This is a genomic window from Intestinimonas sp. RTP31139st1_F5_RTP31139_211217, from assembly GCF_040226735.1.
Lineage (GTDB): Bacteria > Bacillota > Clostridia > Oscillospirales > Oscillospiraceae > Intestinimonas > Intestinimonas butyriciproducens.
This window is the reverse complement of sequence record NZ_JBCOAQ010000028.1, coordinates 1-15,415: the sequence shown is the minus strand read 5'-3', so window position 1 is coordinate 15,415 and position 15,415 is coordinate 1. Positions and strand designations below refer to the sequence as shown.

The following is a 15,415-nucleotide window of genomic DNA, read 5'->3' as shown; positions in this document are numbered from 1 at the left end:
AAGGAGGAAGAGACCAATGGGAATGGAGCTTCTGGCGCCGGCGGGGGATATGGAACGGCTACGCATGGCCGTGACCTACGGGGCGGATGCGGTCTATCTGGCGGGGAATGATTTCGGGATGAGAGCATTTGCCGGCAATTTTGACTGGAAAGGGCTTCGGGAGGCGGTGGCGCTCTGCCATGGGAACGGCGTGTCCGTCCATGTGACATGCAACACCATGCCCCGCTGCGGCGAGGTGGATCGCCTGCCCGAGTGGCTGGAATATCTGGACGCCGCCGGCGTAGATGCCGCCATCGTGGCGGACCTGGGAGTCTTCCGCCTGGCGCAGCGGTACGCCCCCCGGCTCAAGCTCCATGTCTCCACCCAGGCGGGGGTCAGCAATCACGAGGCGGCCCGGGCGTGGCATGAGCTGGGGGCCAGCCGGGTCATCCTGGCCCGGGAGCTCTCCCTGGAGGAAATCCGGGAGATCCGGGGCAGGACACCTCCCTCCCTGGAGATCGAGGCCTTTGTCCACGGGGCCATGTGCGTGAGCTATTCCGGGCGGTGCCTCCTGTCCAATTACATGGCGGACCGGGACGCGCAGCGCGGTATGTGCGCCCAGCCCTGCCGCTATCAGTATGCGCTGATGGAGGAAAAGCGGCCCGGCGAGTATTTCCCCGTCTATGAGGAGAACAACGAGACCTTCATCATGAATTCCCGGGACATGTGTATGATCGATCACATTCCGGATCTCATGGAGGCGGGGCTGGACAGCCTGAAGATAGAGGGACGGGCCAAGTCGGCCTACTACGCCGCCGTTGTGACGGGGGCCTACCGCCGCGCCGTGGACGCGGCCCGGGCGGGGGAGGCCCTGGACCCGGTGTGGCGGGCCGAGCTGGACAAGGTGTCCCACCGGCCCTACTCCACCGGTTTTTACTACGGCCCGCCGGGACAGTATACCGGCTCCGCCCGCTACATTCGGGATTACCAAGTGTGCGCCGTGGTGGAGACATGTGACGGAGCGGGGAACGCGGTGCTCTCCCTGCGTAATAAGTTTTCCGCCGGAGACAGCGTGGAGCTGATGGGCCCCGGTCTGCGCCCTGTGGAGTTTGAGGCGCCCCCTATGGAGGATATGGACGGCCTCCCACTGATGGAGCCCCGTCGGCCGGAAATGAAATTCCGGATGCGCCTTCCGGTCGCCGCCAAACCGCTCTCCCTCCTGCGCCGCCGGGTGGACTTGAGTCCAAAAGGGACAGAATGACGGAAAAAAGGGGTTTTCATCTGAAAAAATTGTGATATAATATTGCACTAACGAGGAACAGAGCTTGCTGAAAGGGGGGAAAGTCTCTGTGAGACGGCTCCTGCTGCGCCCCACGCTGCTGGAATTTTGCCGCACCCATCTGATTTTTACCGCCGCAGGTGCGCTCTTTACCGTCCTGACGGGCCTGGTTACCACTGTGTTCCACCTCAGTGAGACCATCATGAAGGCGGCGCCGCCGGACTGGTCCAACGCCTCAAAAACATCGCTGGGCACGCTGCCTGTGCTCCTGCCCCTGCTGCTGTGTCTGGCCGCCTATCTCCCGGCAGGACGGCTGGTCCGCCTCAGAAACGGTTGGGCGCGCCCCGAAGTGCCCGACGCGCTGGTGCTGCTGCTGGCGCCCGCTGCAGCCTTCTGGGTCCTGGTGGGGCTGGGCGCGCTGATCCCCCATGGCTATGGGCTCACCATCGCCGCAGCGCTTCTCAACTCCCCGGCTTACGGGCTGTTCACCCTGTATATGGTGACCACCGGGTGGGGTATCACGGCTCCGCCGTGGGCCGGCTACGTCGGGGCGCTGGTCTCCGGACTGCTCCCGCCCCTCCTCTACCTCATCGGCAGCTATCTCCCCATCCGCGCGCTGGACGAGGTGGAGGAAAACGTGGAAATATAGCCGGTTCCTCAGGTCAGGGACCAAAAGGCGGTTGACAACCGGGGAGAATGTGATAAAATAAGGCAGCAAACGAAAAAGCGATGACGGAGCCAAGCATAGTCTGCGGCCACGAGCGAGAGGGGATGGTGAAAGCCCTCGGCCCGGCGGATATGCGCGCCACTCCCGAGCCGCCCGTGAGGAGCGGGACGCCCCATCCCCGTTACGGATGTCCGAGATACCCGCGCTGTGCGGGTTATTAGGGTGGTACCGTGGAGTCCATCTTGCTCCGCCCCTAACCATGGGGCGGAGCTTTATTCATGATAGGGAGGTAATTCCAATGCCCACAAAAAAGTATGGAGTCAATGAGCTCCGGGAGATGTTCCTGCAATTCTTTGAGAGCAAGGGGCATCTCCGCCTGCCAAGCTTTTCCCTGATCCCCCAGAACGATGCGTCCCTGCTGCTCATCAACTCTGGTATGGCGCCTATGAAGCCCTGGTTTACCGGAGAGCAGGAGCCCCCCTGCCATCGGGTGTGCACCTGCCAGAAGTGCATCCGTACCGGCGATATCGACAACATCGGCCACACCGCCCGCCACGGCACCTATTTTGAGATGCTGGGCAACTTCTCCTTCGGCGACTACTTCAAGCACGAGGCTATCGCCTGGAGCTGGGAGTTCCTCACCTCGCCCGAGTGGGTGGGGCTGGACCCGGAGCGGCTCTATCCCTCCATCTATGAGGAGGACGACGAGGCCTTTGAGATCTGGAACAAGGAGATTGGGATCCCCGCCGAGCGCATTTTCCGCTTCGGCAAGGCCGACAACTTCTGGGAGCACGGTTCCGGTCCCTGCGGCCCCTGCTCGGAGATCTACTACGACCGGGGCGAGCGGTACGGCTGCGGCCGGCCGGACTGTACCGTCGGCTGTGACTGCGACCGGTATATGGAGGTCTGGAACAACGTCTTTTCTCAGTTCAATAACGACGGTGAGGGGCACTATACCGAGCTCAAACAGAAGAACATCGATACCGGTATGGGTTTGGAGCGTCTGGCCGTGGTGTGCCAGGACGTGGACTCGCTGTTTGACGTGGACACCGTTATGAACATCACCCACAAGGTCACGGATATCACCGGCGCCCGCTATGGCGAGACGAGGGAGAAGGACGTGTCCCTGCGGGTCATCACCGATCACATCCGGTCGGCCACCTTTATGATCTGCGACGGTGTGCTGCCCTCCAACGAGGGCCGGGGCTATGTGCTGCGCCGCCTCCTGCGCCGGGCCGCCCGCCACGGCAAGCTGCTGGGCGTCAATGAGCCTTTCCTCTACGAGGTGTGCGACACGGTCATCCATGAGAACGAGGGGCACTATCCCGAGCTCCGGGAGCGCCGGGACTATATCACCAAGGTCATCCGTACGGAGGAGGAGAACTTCGCCCGCACCATCGACGGGGGCATGAAGATTTTCAATGATCTGCTGGCAGGCCACAAGGGCAAGGGAGAGACCGTTTTCTCCGGCGCCGACGCCTTCAAGCTCTATGATACCTACGGCTTCCCCATCGACCTCACCATCGAGATGGCGGCCGAGCAGGGCCTGAGCGTGGATGAAGAGGCCTTCAAGGCCCTGATGCAGGAGCAGAAGGAGCGGGCCCGTAAGGCCCGTGAGGCTTTGGGTGATCTGGGCTGGGCCGGCGTGGAGTTCGGCAAGGATGTGCCCGAGACACAGTTCGTGGGATATGACCACACCTCGGTGGACGACGCCAGGGTGGCGGCCCTGGCGGTGGAAAATGAGCAGGCAGAAGAGCTCATGCCGGGCGTGGAGGCCATCGTAGTCCTGGATAAGACCCCCTTCTACGCTGAGATGGGCGGTCAGGTGGCCGATCACGGTGCCATCACCGCCCCCGGCGGCGCGCTGTTCCAGGTCACCGACGTGCAGAAGAACAAGGGCGGCAAGTATATGCACTACGGCAAGCTGACCGGCGGGGTCCTGAAACTGGGGGACACCGTTGCCGCGGCCATCGACGTGCCCCGCCGCAAGGCCGTCATGCGGGCCCACTCGGCCACCCATCTGCTGGATAAGGCCCTGCGCGCGGTGCTGGGCGACCATGTCCAGCAGGCAGGCTCCCTGGTGGAGCCGGACCGGCTGCGCTTTGATTTCACCCATTTTTCTGCCATGACCACCGAGGAACTCCAGAAGGTAGAGGATATGGTAAACGAAGCTGTGCTGGAGGGGTATGAGGTCTGTACCGATGTGCTGCCCATTGAAGAGGCCAAGCAGAGGGGGGCCATTGCCCTCTTTGGGGAAAAATATGGCGACACCGTCCGCGTGGTAGACATGGGCCATGGCTACTCCGTGGAGTTCTGCGGCGGCACCCATTTGGATAATACCGCCAAGGTCGGCGTGTTCCACATCCTGAGCGAGTTCTCGGTGGCCTCCGGCGTCCGCCGGATCGAGGCGATTACGGGGCATGCCACGTTGGCCTGTATACGGGATAACTGCTGTACCATCAACGCTGTGTCAGAGGCGTTGAAGACGAAGCCCGCGGAGCTGGTGCAAAAGGCGTTGCAGGAGTCTCAGGAGATCCGGGAGCTGCGCCATGCAGTGGAATCCTTCAAGGCCAAGGAAGCTGTGGGCGAGGCGTCCAACTTCCTGATGGGAGCCAGAGAGGTGGGCGGGCTGAAGGTGCTCACCGCCACCCTGAACGACGCCGAGGCCGAGCGCCTGCGTAAGATGGGCGACTTCCTGCGGGATAAGGATCAGCGTGTGGTGGCCGTCCTCTCCTCTGTAAAGGACGGAAAGATCACATTCCTGTGCGTCTGCGGCAAAGAGGCCGTGGCCAAGGGCATCAAGGCCGGGGACATCATCAAGAAGGTCACTTCCCTCTGCGGCGGCAAGGGCGGCGGCAAGCCGGATTCCGCCATGGGCGGCGGCTCCGATGTGCTGAAGCTGGACAACGCGCTGGCCACCGTGGACGACTTTGTCCACGAGAAGCTGGGTCTGTAAGCTATGCTGCCCCAGGACCCTTTTATTCTGCTGAGTTTTGTGAATACTCAGCTGCGGGACCGCTTCGACAGCCTGGAGGCGCTCTGCGAGGAGCACCAGTGTGCGCCGGAGGAGCTGCGAAAAAAGCTGGAGGCCGTCGGGGTCCGGTATGACAAAGCGCACAACCAGTTCAAATGACAGGAGGGAAACAAATGAGCGATTGTCTGTTTTGCAAAATTATTGCCGGGGAAATCCCATCCTCCAAAGTGTATGAGGATGAGCTGTGCTATGCGTTTCATGACATCGATCCTCAGGCGCCGATGCACTTTCTGGTGATCCCCAAGGCCCATATTGGGTCCTGCGGGGAGATCACTGCGGAAAATTCCGCAGTGGTGGCCCACATATTTGAGGTCATCTCGAAGATTGCAGAGGAACAGAGCATCACCGATTTCCGCGTGGTCTCCAACTGCGGCGAACAGGCGGGGCAGAGCGTACACCATCTGCATTTCCATGTGCTGGCGGGACGGGATATGACTTGGCCTCCGGGCTGAACGTCAAAACCCCCGGCGCTGTCCAGCGGACAGCGCCGGGGGTTTTGTATTTCGCTCAGGGACGGCTGCGCTTGCCGCCGCATTTGGGACAGAAATTCTCGGAGCCTGCAAAGGCATGGCCGCAGTTACCGCAGAAGGCAGCGGCCCCTTCTGCCGGAGCGGCCGCTGGCGCCGCCGGGGGCGGGACCGTCCCCGGTGGCGGGGATACAGGCGTGTGCAGGACAGAGTCCATTACCTGGCCCACCTGCCGGCTGACCCCGGTCATGATGCCCAGCTCCATGCCCATGCTGCCCAGGGCGCCTGCGCCGCCGCTGCCTGCCATGGCCTCGGCCACGTCCAGCGTACGCTCCTGCTGGTAGGTGTAGCCCTCGATGCTGCGCTTCTCCGCCATGGCTTTGGCCTGGGCGGTCAGCTTCTGCGCGGCGGTGGCCTGGTCGATGGCGGAGACGCGTTGCCGCAGCTCGGCCTCCGCGATGTCGGCATACTGGCGGAAATAGAGATACTTGAACTTTCGGTAGGTGGGGTCCTCCTCCGGCTTGAGCACCGTCATGACATAGAAGCGCTCCAGTGAGAGCCCATACTCCTCAAAATCCGGCGCCAACTGTTCCTGAAGCTTCTGGGAGAGGGCTTCCAGGTGGGAATCGATCTCAAAAATACTCACGCCGCTCTCCCGCATGTATTGGGCGAGGCAGGTCTTGACCCGGGTGATGACCGCGGAACGGAAATGGCGGGAGAGCCCCTCCCGTGTGAGGACGTCATCCACACCCACCAGGCGGGTCAGCAGCTTGTAGGAGTCCCGCACACGCAGGCTCATCTCTCCGCAGGCGCCGATCTGGATGGGAAAGCGGTAGGTGGGCTCCAGGTATTCCACCTTGCTGTCGGTCCCCCACTTGATGGCCATCTGGTCGCTCTTGTTGATAAAATAGACCTCACAGTGAAAGGGGGACGTACCTCCGAAGGGCAGGTTGACCAAGGCGGAGAGCAGGGGGAGGTTATCGCTGTCCAGCGTATACCGCCCGGGTCCAAACAGGTCCAGAACACGCCCATCCTTGAGAAAGACGGCCTCCTGGGACTGGTGGACAATCAACTGTGAGAGCATGTTGAAATCTTCACTGGGGTGCTTCCAGAGAAACGTGCCGTTGTCGCCATCATATTGGATGACATCAAAAAGCGCCATACATAGATCCCTCCCGTTTTACCAGATGTGTGCGGCGCTGACACTGCTTTGAAGCGCCGCGGGAAAATCCCCGCTGATATGTAAGGTGCCGTCATTTTGGATACCCAGAAGACCGGAAGGGGAGGCCAGAAGAAAAATGATGTCCCGCCACGTCTCTTCTCCGGCCCCTGTGCCGCTGGTGCGGACGGTGCCGTCCCGGCAAAGGCCGTAGACCACACCAGGGCGGGTACGGAGCTGGATGATATCGGTCCAGTCCGCCGTGCCGGACCCGCCGGCCAGACCGTAGGCGGCTACCGTGCCGTCCGGGCGGAGCCCGGCTATGGTCCCCTCACTGACAGAATAGGAGATGCACCGGGCCAGGTCGGAGCCGGTGTCGAGTGTGCGCACCCAGCCGTCGTCACCGGCGGAGAGAAGGGTCCCGTTCGGCAGAATGCCGAGAACGGAGGTGTCGGTCACCGCGATAGTATAGAGCCCGCTCCACTGGGAGAAGGATTCCGCGCTGTAGTAGGGATTTTCCCCGGCCATGCGCACTGTGCCGTCGGTACACAGCGCCACCACAGCATGTTCTCCCGCGGCATAGAGCCCAACCACTCGGCTCCAGCCGGAGACAGCTTCCCGGATGGAGCCGTCGGAGCCGTTCCGCTTGCCGGCATAAGCCACCGTGCCGTCTCTCCGAAGGCCCAGGAGGCAGTCGGACAGGCTGACCAGCGAGGCGGTGTCCCGCCACTGGGAGAGCTCGGACTGAAAGCCGGGGGAGAACGCGCCGGCTTCGAAGGGCTGGCAGATGACGGAGCCGTCTCCACAGATCGCGGCGGCACAGTCAGAAAACAGTGAGATGCTCTGTGCTCCCTCAAAATAGAAGGAACTGGAATTTCCTTGCCCGTCATACAGACTGAACTCCTCACCGGTAAACGGGAGCGTAGCGACCAGATTACCGGAGGTGGAGAGCAGCTGGGCAAATACCCGCTGCATGGAAAAGTGAAGGGTCCTGGCTTCGGCGTTGTCCAGGATAAGGCCGCTTATCGAAAAAGCGGCGGAGAAGTCCAGTGCGGAATAGCACGCTCTGGCCTGCGTGATCAGGGTGGGGTCCACCTCGTCCCGCTGCTGCTGGGTCAGGTGGGGAAGCACACGCTTTAGGTCGTCATAATTCCCCGCGGACAGGCTCTCCTGCGCGCAGGACCAGGCGCAGGACGCGGCGCGCTCCGCCGCGTCCTCATAATCACCCAGAGCCAGGAAGCGCTCCATGGCGGAGGCATAGGAGCCCTGCTCCATCAGGACGGACGCATCCGCGTAAAGCCGGGACAGCGTCTCGGCGGTAAAGGAGGGAGCGGGGGAGGCACCGCTCTCCGTACTGGAAGGCGAACTGCTGAGCATGCCCACCACAAGCAGGAAGCCCAGAACCATCAGAAGGATCATACCGGCGTATCCCGTTTTGACCGGCTTATCCTGCCGGACATACCTGGTGGGCGTCTTCTGGGGAGCGGCATTTTGAGCAACAGCCGGCCGCCCCGTCAGTTGTTGCTCCAGCGCCCGTCTTGCGGCCAATAGCTGTTCATTACAGTTCTCCAGCAGCTTTTTCAGCTCCGGATCGGCGAACCGGACGGCCTTGCGGTAGTTGGGGCTGGTCTCCAGAGGCTTTCCGGCGCGGCCCAGGTCGCTGGGGACCTTGACCTTCCGTTCCACCATCAGCTTCCCCACATAGGCCATGGCCTCTTCCGGATCGTGGTCCAGCGCGCGCTCAAAGTGGGCGTCCGCAGCGGCAAAATCCCCGTCCTCCAGGGCCAGCATCCCCCGCTTGGTGAGGGTGGAGGCGGTGGGGCCGGTGCGGCCGCCGTCGTCGTCCGGTTCGCGGCGGAGGAATTTCTGAATGCCCTCCAGCAGGTCCTGCATAAAGCCCAGCTTGCCCATATCCTGCGCCTGGAGGGAGGCCAGTTCCTCGGGGAGTGTGTAGGGGTCCATGTCCCGGTAGGCGGGGATGAGGACCTTGTCCTCCCCCTGGCGGATGAGGGCCAGATAGCGGCTCCACTCATTTTTGACCCATGGGGCGTTGACGTACTCGGCCCGCGTGGTCACCACCACCATGACCCTGGCGCTCTGGAGGGCGGCGAAAATATAGGGCTCGTAGGAGATGCCCAGCTTGCCCTCCAGGGTGAGGCGGGAGAAAAAGACCCGGTAGCCCTTTTCGGTGAGCTCGTAGTAGAGCTCCTGGGCCAGTACGCTGTCCGGCGTCCGCTCACCCTGCCCATCCTTCTCCTTGTAGCACAGAAAGACATCAAAGGGCTCCTCTCTGGCGGAGATGTCCAGGAACTCCCGCTGGATGGCGGCGATGGCCTCGGCCTCCGCCTGATAGACCGCCTTGGCCTCACCGTCGGCCCAGGTGATGGCCTGGAGATAGTCCTCGTCCTCCAGGATGGAGCCGAAACGGACCCGGTTGCAGGTGGGCAGGCGGCGCCCGGTCTCGGGGTCCTCCACGTATGCAATGCCGAACCGGCAGAGCACCATGCCCCAGTGGGCCTCGGCGTCCCGGGGGTTGGCCTCCAGGAGCCGGAGGTAGACCTCCGAGGCCCGGTCGAACTCATCTCCTTGGCGGAGGCCGGAGGCACGGTTGAACTGGTCGGCCACCTGCGTGCTGCCTGTGACGGGCAGGGTCATGGTGGTGCCGCAGTACTGGCAGGTGCCCACCGATGCGCCGGGGGACACCGACAGGTCGCCGCCGCACATTTTACACTTCAGCGCGATCATAGACCGCCCTCCCCAGTTGGTTTCTTAAACTCCATTTTACCTGTCCGCGCCCAAAAAGGCAAGATTGGAAGCGCGATTTCGTGCCCCTGTCCTTGCACGCGCCATGAATATTTGTTAAAATACTGCCATATGGAGCGACGTCTCTCCATCTTCGCCCCGGTCTGATACACGGACGGGGGTCTGCGCGGCGCCTACATGTATCCAGGCGCCGTGCCTGTAAAAAGGGGTTGAGATCCATGCGAATTTGCCGCGTGATGCAAACGGCTGGCCTCCCGGAGGTCAGCTTGCACTGCTTTATGGGCCATTCCAATCGCAATGCGTAAGCTGGCGTCCTTCGCTGTCCCCTTTTCTGCAGCGGTGTTTGCCGTCCGGTATGGGGTCTGGCCTTTGGCCCTTGTGCTCCTGCCGGCCGCCCTAGTCCTGCGGGAGGAGCGGCGGCTCCGGTGCGCACTGGTGTGCGCGGGGCTAGCCTGCGGATTTCTCTGGTGCCGGGGTTATGACGCGCTCTGCCGCGCGCCGGCCAGAGCGATGGAGGGGCGGACCCTGACGCTCTCCGCCGCGGCTGCCGACTGGCCCTGGGAGACAAATTACGGCGGGGCCGTCACCATCCGGATCTCGCCGGAGGAGGGACCCTCCTTCCTGGCGCGGCTCTACGGGGACAACTCACTGCTGGCCCTCCGGCCGGGGGACATGTTCACCTGCGTGGCCCAGTGCCGCGCGCCGGACCTGGTCCGGGGCCGGGAAAGCGCGGATTACACCGCCAAGGGCGTTTTCCTTCTGGCGTATGCCAAGGGAAGCGTGATGGGTACGCGCCCGGAGCGGGTCCCGCTCCGCTATGTGCCGGCCTACTGGACCAGGGCGCTTCAGGAGGGGGTGGCCGCCGCAGTGCCACCCGACGCCGCGCCGCTGGTCACGGCGCTCCTCACCGGGGACAAGACGGGACTCCCCGATGCGGACTATGCGGCCCTCCAGCGGGCCGGGCTGGCCCATGCGGTGGCGGTATCGGGACTGCACATCGGTTTTCTGGCCCAGTTGGCGGTGGCCTTGGCCGGGAGCCGGTATCGAAGGCGCGCCGCCCTGCTGGCCGTGCCGCTGATGGTCGTCTACGCCCTGGCGGTGGGGTGCACCCCTTCGGTCCTGCGGGCGGTCGTGATGCATACGCTGCTCCTGCTGGGCGCGATTCTGGGCCGGGAGACCGATCCGCCCACCAGCCTCTCCTTTGCGCTGATGCTGCTTCTGCTTCAAAACCCCTATGCCGCCCGAAGCGTGAGCTTGCAGCTCTCCTTTGCCTCTGTGGCGGGGATCGCCGCCTTCAGCGGTCGGGTCCATGACTGGCTTTGGGGCGGCTTCCGGTTTCCCAAGGAGAAAAAACGGCTCCGCCGCCTGCCCGGCGCCCTCTGCCATGGCGCTGTGACCTCCCTGAGCACCACCGTGGGCGCCCTGACCTTTACCATACCGCTGGCGGCGGGATATTTCGGGAGCCTTTCTCTGGCCTCACCACTTGCGAATCTGCTGTGTCTGCCTCTGGTGGCGCTGGCCTTCCCGCTGGGGCTGCTTGCGGCCCTGCTGGCCCTGTTCAGCCCGGCGCTGGGGGCGGCGGCAGGAATGGCGGCGGCCCTGCCGGTGCGGCTGCTTCTCCTGCTCACACGGGGCTTCGCCGCGCTCCCGTTTGCCGGTCTTACGCTGGAGAGCGGATATCTCCGGGCGTGGCTGACCTTTGCCTACGCCCTGTGGGTCCTCTTTGTGGCCTTGCGGGGCAGGCGTCCCCTGGTCCCGCTGTGCTGCTGCGTCATGTCCCTGTGCTGTGCGCTGGTGCTTACCCACGCGGCCTACAACCTGGGGCCGCTTACCGTGACCGTGCTCAACGTGGGACAGGGACAGAGCGTGGTGCTCCGGGCGGGGGAGCGGACGGCGGTGGTGGACTGCGGCGGCAGCGCCCGGCGGAACGCCGGGGACCTGTGTGCCGACTATCTGGGCACTTTTGGGCGCAGCCGTGTGGATCTGCTGGTGCTCACCCATTTCCATGCCGATCATGCGAACGGCGTGCTGGAGCTGCTTGCGCGTGTGAAGGTGGATGTGCTGGCCGTCCCCGATGTGGAGAGGGATGACCCGCTCCGCCGTGAGTTGCTCTCGGCGGCCGAGGAGAGTGGCACGCAGATCTGGCTGATCCGGGACGACGAGACGGTGGAGCTGGGCCCGGCGCGGCTCACTCTGTACGCCCCGCTGGGGGCCGGAGAGGCCAATGAGGAGGGGCTCTCCCTCCTGTGTGAGACGGGACGCTTCTCCGCCCTCCTCACCGGGGATATGGGCGCGGACGTGGAGGCTCGGCTGGTGAAGTATGGAGCTCTGCCTGAGGTGGACCTCCTCCTGGCGGGACACCACGGATCCCAAAACGCCACGTCTCAGCTCCTGCTGGACACGGTGGAACCGTCGCTGGCAGCGATCTCTGTCGGGTATAATTCATACGGGCATCCTGCGCCGGAGACCCTCCGGCGGCTGGAAGAGTCCGGGTGCAGCATCTACCGCACCGATTTACAGGGAAATATCACCGTCACCGTGGGTCCGGGACCCCGGTGAGTCTGGAGGGCGTGCATGGCAGCAAAGATATCCGCCGCCGATGCGGCGGCATTCAAGCAACTCAAACAGGACATCTCGGCGGGCACTCTGGGACGGCTCTATATCTTTCACGGGGAGGAGGCCTATCTTCGGGACTTCTACCTGGGGCAGATGAAAAAAAAGCTGCTCCCCGCCGGTATGGAGGAGTTCAACCTCCACACCTTTCAGCCCAAGGAATGCGATCCCAAGCGGCTGGAGCAGGCGGTGGACTGCCTGCCGATGATGAGCGAACGCACGATGATCCTGGTGTACGATTACGACCTCTTCAAGGCTTCCGCCGGGGACAAGGAGGCGTTCACCGCCCTCTTTGCGGATCTGCCGGATTATGTGTGCCTGGTGTTCATCTGCGATCTCATCGAATATAAGCCGGACGCCCGCACCAAGCTGGCGGCCGCCATCAAGCAGCACGGCTCCACGGTCAAATTCACCCGGCAGGAGCAGGGGGATCTGGTGGACTGGATCCGCCGGCGCTTCCGGGCTCTGGACCACGACATCGACTCGGAACTGGCCCGTTATCTCATTTTCCTCTGCGGAGACCTGATGACGGGGCTCATCTCAGAGATCGGCAAGATCGGGGCCTACGCCAGACACCGGGTAATCACCCGGGAGGATATCGACGCGGTGGCCACTCCGCAGTTGGACGCGGTGGTGTTTCAGCTCACCGATGCCATCACCGGCGGAAACTTTGACAAGGCCGCTTCGGTGATGGGAGATCTTCTCCACATGGGAGAGCCCCCCATCAAGATTCTGTCCGTGCTGGGGCGGCAGCTCCGGCAGCTCTACTCCGCCCGGCTGGCCCTGGAGGGGCGGAAGGGGACCGGATATCTGGTGGAGCTGTGGGGCCTGCGCTCGGCCTATCCGGCCCAAAAGCTGATCGACGCCGCCCGGCGGTACGACCTGGGCTGGTGCCGTATGGCGGTATCCGAGGCCGCCCGGGCCGATCTTGCCATGAAATCCGTGGCGGGGGCGGATGGGGAGGAGCTTCTGATCGAGCTGCTGCTGAAGCTTGCGAACACACCGCCAAAGGCGGAGGACAGACAGACCCCGCAGGGCGTGCCCTACCGGCGCACCCGATAATACGGAAAGCAGGAGGCGAGGCGATTGCTCCACATCCGGGAGGCCATCGTGGTCGAGGGCCGCTATGATAAAAACACCCTGTCCCAGGTGGTGGATACCGTGATCCTTGAGACTGCGGGCTTCGGGGTGTTCCACAATACAGAGTTGACAGCCCTTCTCCGCCGCTTGGCGGAAAAGCGGGGGCTCATCATTCTCACAGATTCCGACGGGGCGGGCTTTGTCATCCGGAACCACCTCAAAGGCGTTCTCCCTCCGGCGGGGGTGAAGCACGCCTATATCCCAGACATCGCCGGCAAGGAGCGCCGCAAGCGTGTTCCGGGGAAGGAGGGAAAGCTGGGCGTGGAGGGGATGTCCCCGTCGGTGCTGGAGGCGGCGCTGCGCCGCGCGGGGGCCACGTTCCTGGATGGAGCGGCGGACCCTCCCGCCGATCGGACGCCTATCACCAAGGCGGACCTCTTCTGTCTGGGGCTCTCCGGCGGAAAGGATTCGCAGCTCCGGCGGAGGGAGATGCTCAGACGGCTGGACCTCCCGGAGCACATGGGCGCCAATGCTCTGCTGAGCGTGCTCAATGCGCTCTACAGCCGGGAGGAATTTTTGAGGGAGGCGGACGCATGGAGGTGACCACGCCCCTGAGGGATTTTCCGGGCGTAGGGGACGCCCGTGCCAAAGGCCTGGAGCGGCTGGGCCTCCGCACGGCAGGGGACCTGACGGCCTATTTCCCGCGGGGATATGAGGACCGCAGGGAACAGCATACCATCGCCGCCGCGCCCCTGGATGTGCCGGTGTGCATTCCGGTACTGCTGGCCGAGGAGCCCCGGCGCATGAATATCCGCCGGGGCTTGGACGTGACGCGGATGAAGGTGGTGGACGGCGCCTCCGCCATGCTGGTGACTTTCTTCAACCAGGGCTATGTGCGCCAGGCCCTGCACCGAGGGGAGGAGGAGATCCTCTACGGCAAGGTGGAGCAGATGGGGAACCACCGGCAGATGACCAACCCCCAGTTCGAGCCCGCCGCCCGGCCGCGCTTTACCGGGTGCATCATGCCGGTATACCCCCTGACGGCGGGGGTCTCCAACAACCTGCTGGCGGGACTGGTCCAGCGGGCGTTAGAGGAGCTGCCGCCCGCGGCGGAGAGCCTTCCGGAGGACTTCCGGGCCGCCCACGGCCTGGCGCCGGCGGCGGAATGCTATCGCAACATTCACTTCCCGGATTCTTTTGAGAACCTGGAGGCTGCGCGGCGGCGGTTCTCCTTCGAGGAGCTCTTCTACCTGTCCCTGGGCCTTGCCCTCCTGCGGGAGCGGCGAAGCCGGGGAGAGGGACCGGTTTTTCAGGCGGCGGAGCTGGAGGCGTTTGAGCGGTTGCTGCCCTTTGCCCTCACGGGGGCACAGCGGCGGGCTGTCCGGGAGGCAGCGGCGGACATGACCTCCGGGCGGCCGATGAACCGGCTGGTCCAGGGAGATGTGGGCTCCGGTAAAACGGCGGTGGCCGCCGCCTGTGCGTGGCTGGCCTTCCGCGCGGGATGGCAGTGCGCCATGATGGCTCCCACGGAAATCCTGGCGGAGCAGCATGCCAGATCCCTGTCGGTGCTGCTCGCTCCTGCGGGGATGACGGTGGGGCTCCTCACCGGCTCCATGCGCGCGGCGGAAAAGCGGGCCGTCTATGCCGCCCTGGGCAGCGGGGCGCTCTCCTTTGTGGTGGGGACCCATGCCCTCCTCTCGGAGGGCGTGACATTCCAGCGGCTGGGGCTGGTGATCACCGATGAGCAGCACCGCTTCGGCGTGGAGCAGCGATCTGCCCTGGCGGCCAAGGCGAACCCGGCGGGTGCGGCGCGTCCCCATGTGCTGGTCATGTCCGCCACCCCCATCCCCCGGACGCTGGCCCTCATCATCTACGGAGACCTGGACGTCTCGGTGATCGACGAGCTGCCCCCCGGCCGGATTCCGGTCAGGACCCTCCTGGTGGGAGAGTCCAAGCGGCGGAGGATGTACGGCTTTGTGCGGGAGCAGGTGCGCGCCGGACGGCAGGTCTACATCGTCTGCCCTTCTGTGGAGGAGAATCCTGAGTCGGAGTGGGACCTGACGGCCGTGAACGAATACGCCCGGGGCCTCCGGGAGGAGGTCTTCCCGGAGTTCCGGGTGGGGCTGGTCCACGGCAAGCTGAAGGCCAGGGAGAAGGAGGCGGCCATGGCCGCCTTTACTGCCGGAGAGACGGATATCCTGGTGTGCACCACCGTCATTGAGGTGGGGGTGGACGTGCCCAACGCAAACCTCATCATCATCGAGAATGCCGACCGCTATGGCCTTTCCCAGCTCCATCAGCTTCGGGGCAGAGTGGGCCGGGGCGCGCACCAGTCCTGGTGCGTGCTGGTGAGCGCCCCCCGGAATCCGGAGAC

The 15,415-nt window shown here is 64.0% G+C and carries 11 protein-coding genes; 9 read left to right on the top strand and 2 right to left on the bottom strand.

Features of this window, described 5'->3' with window-relative positions:
- Positions 1-16: 16 nt before the first annotated feature.
- The 5 genes from ABUA09_RS14015 to ABUA09_RS13995 all read left to right on the top strand — a co-directional run bounded on the left by ABUA09_RS14015 (position 17) and on the right by ABUA09_RS13995 (position 5,411).
- Positions 17-1,240, top strand: a complete 1,224-nt coding sequence (locus ABUA09_RS14015; protein WP_279204581.1) for a peptidase U32 family protein — start codon at positions 17-19, stop codon at positions 1,238-1,240.
- Between the two features lie 88 nt (positions 1,241-1,328).
- Complete coding sequence (locus ABUA09_RS14010) at positions 1,329-1,907, top strand: hypothetical protein (protein ID WP_147586057.1); 579 nt, start codon at positions 1,329-1,331, stop codon at positions 1,905-1,907.
- A 316-nt stretch (positions 1,908-2,223) separates the two neighbouring features.
- Entirely contained in the window at positions 2,224-4,881 is a 2,658-nt protein-coding gene (gene alaS, locus ABUA09_RS14005; RefSeq protein WP_208318707.1) for an alanine--tRNA ligase, read from the top strand.
- Between the two features lie 3 nt (positions 4,882-4,884).
- Positions 4,885-5,058, top strand: coding sequence for a DUF4250 domain-containing protein (locus ABUA09_RS14000; RefSeq protein WP_075703464.1), 174 nt, complete (start codon positions 4,885-4,887; stop codon positions 5,056-5,058).
- Positions 5,059-5,072: 14 nt separating this feature from the next.
- Complete coding sequence (locus ABUA09_RS13995; protein ID WP_033116377.1) at positions 5,073-5,411, top strand: histidine triad nucleotide-binding protein; 339 nt, start codon at positions 5,073-5,075, stop codon at positions 5,409-5,411.
- 55 nt (positions 5,412-5,466) lie between these two features.
- Here the strand turns inward: ABUA09_RS13995 and ABUA09_RS13990 are convergent, their stop codons facing one another.
- Together ABUA09_RS13990 and ABUA09_RS13985 are read right to left on the bottom strand one after the other, a co-directional pair.
- Positions 5,467-6,588, bottom strand: coding sequence for an SPFH domain-containing protein (locus tag ABUA09_RS13990; RefSeq protein ID WP_195607886.1), 1,122 nt, complete (start codon positions 6,586-6,588; stop codon positions 5,467-5,469).
- Positions 6,589-6,606: 18 nt separating this feature from the next.
- Positions 6,607-9,330: a TIR domain-containing protein gene (locus ABUA09_RS13985; protein WP_279202054.1), complete on the bottom strand. Its 2,724-nt coding sequence runs from the start codon at positions 9,328-9,330 to the stop codon at positions 6,607-6,609.
- Between the two features lie 396 nt (positions 9,331-9,726).
- Here ABUA09_RS13985 and ABUA09_RS13980 point away from each other — a divergent pair, with 396 nt between their 5' ends.
- The 4 genes from ABUA09_RS13980 to recG all read left to right on the top strand — a co-directional run.
- A complete protein-coding gene (locus tag ABUA09_RS13980; RefSeq protein WP_349949438.1) occupies positions 9,727-11,907 on the top strand; it encodes a DNA internalization-related competence protein ComEC/Rec2 in 2,181 nt (726 codons plus the stop codon).
- Between the two features lie 15 nt (positions 11,908-11,922).
- Complete coding sequence (gene holA, locus ABUA09_RS13975; RefSeq protein ID WP_052082402.1) at positions 11,923-13,023, top strand: DNA polymerase III subunit delta; 1,101 nt, start codon at positions 11,923-11,925, stop codon at positions 13,021-13,023.
- Positions 13,024-13,047: 24 nt separating this feature from the next.
- Positions 13,048-13,644 carry a ribonuclease M5 gene (locus ABUA09_RS13970; RefSeq protein ID WP_033116373.1) on the top strand — a complete coding sequence of 199 codons (597 nt, stop codon included), beginning with the start codon at positions 13,048-13,050 and terminating at the stop codon, positions 13,642-13,644.
- A partial coding sequence (gene recG, locus ABUA09_RS13965; protein ID WP_349949434.1) for an ATP-dependent DNA helicase RecG occupies positions 13,635-15,415 on the top strand: 1,781 nt, incomplete at its 3' end. The genes ABUA09_RS13970 and recG, both read left to right, overlap by 10 nt.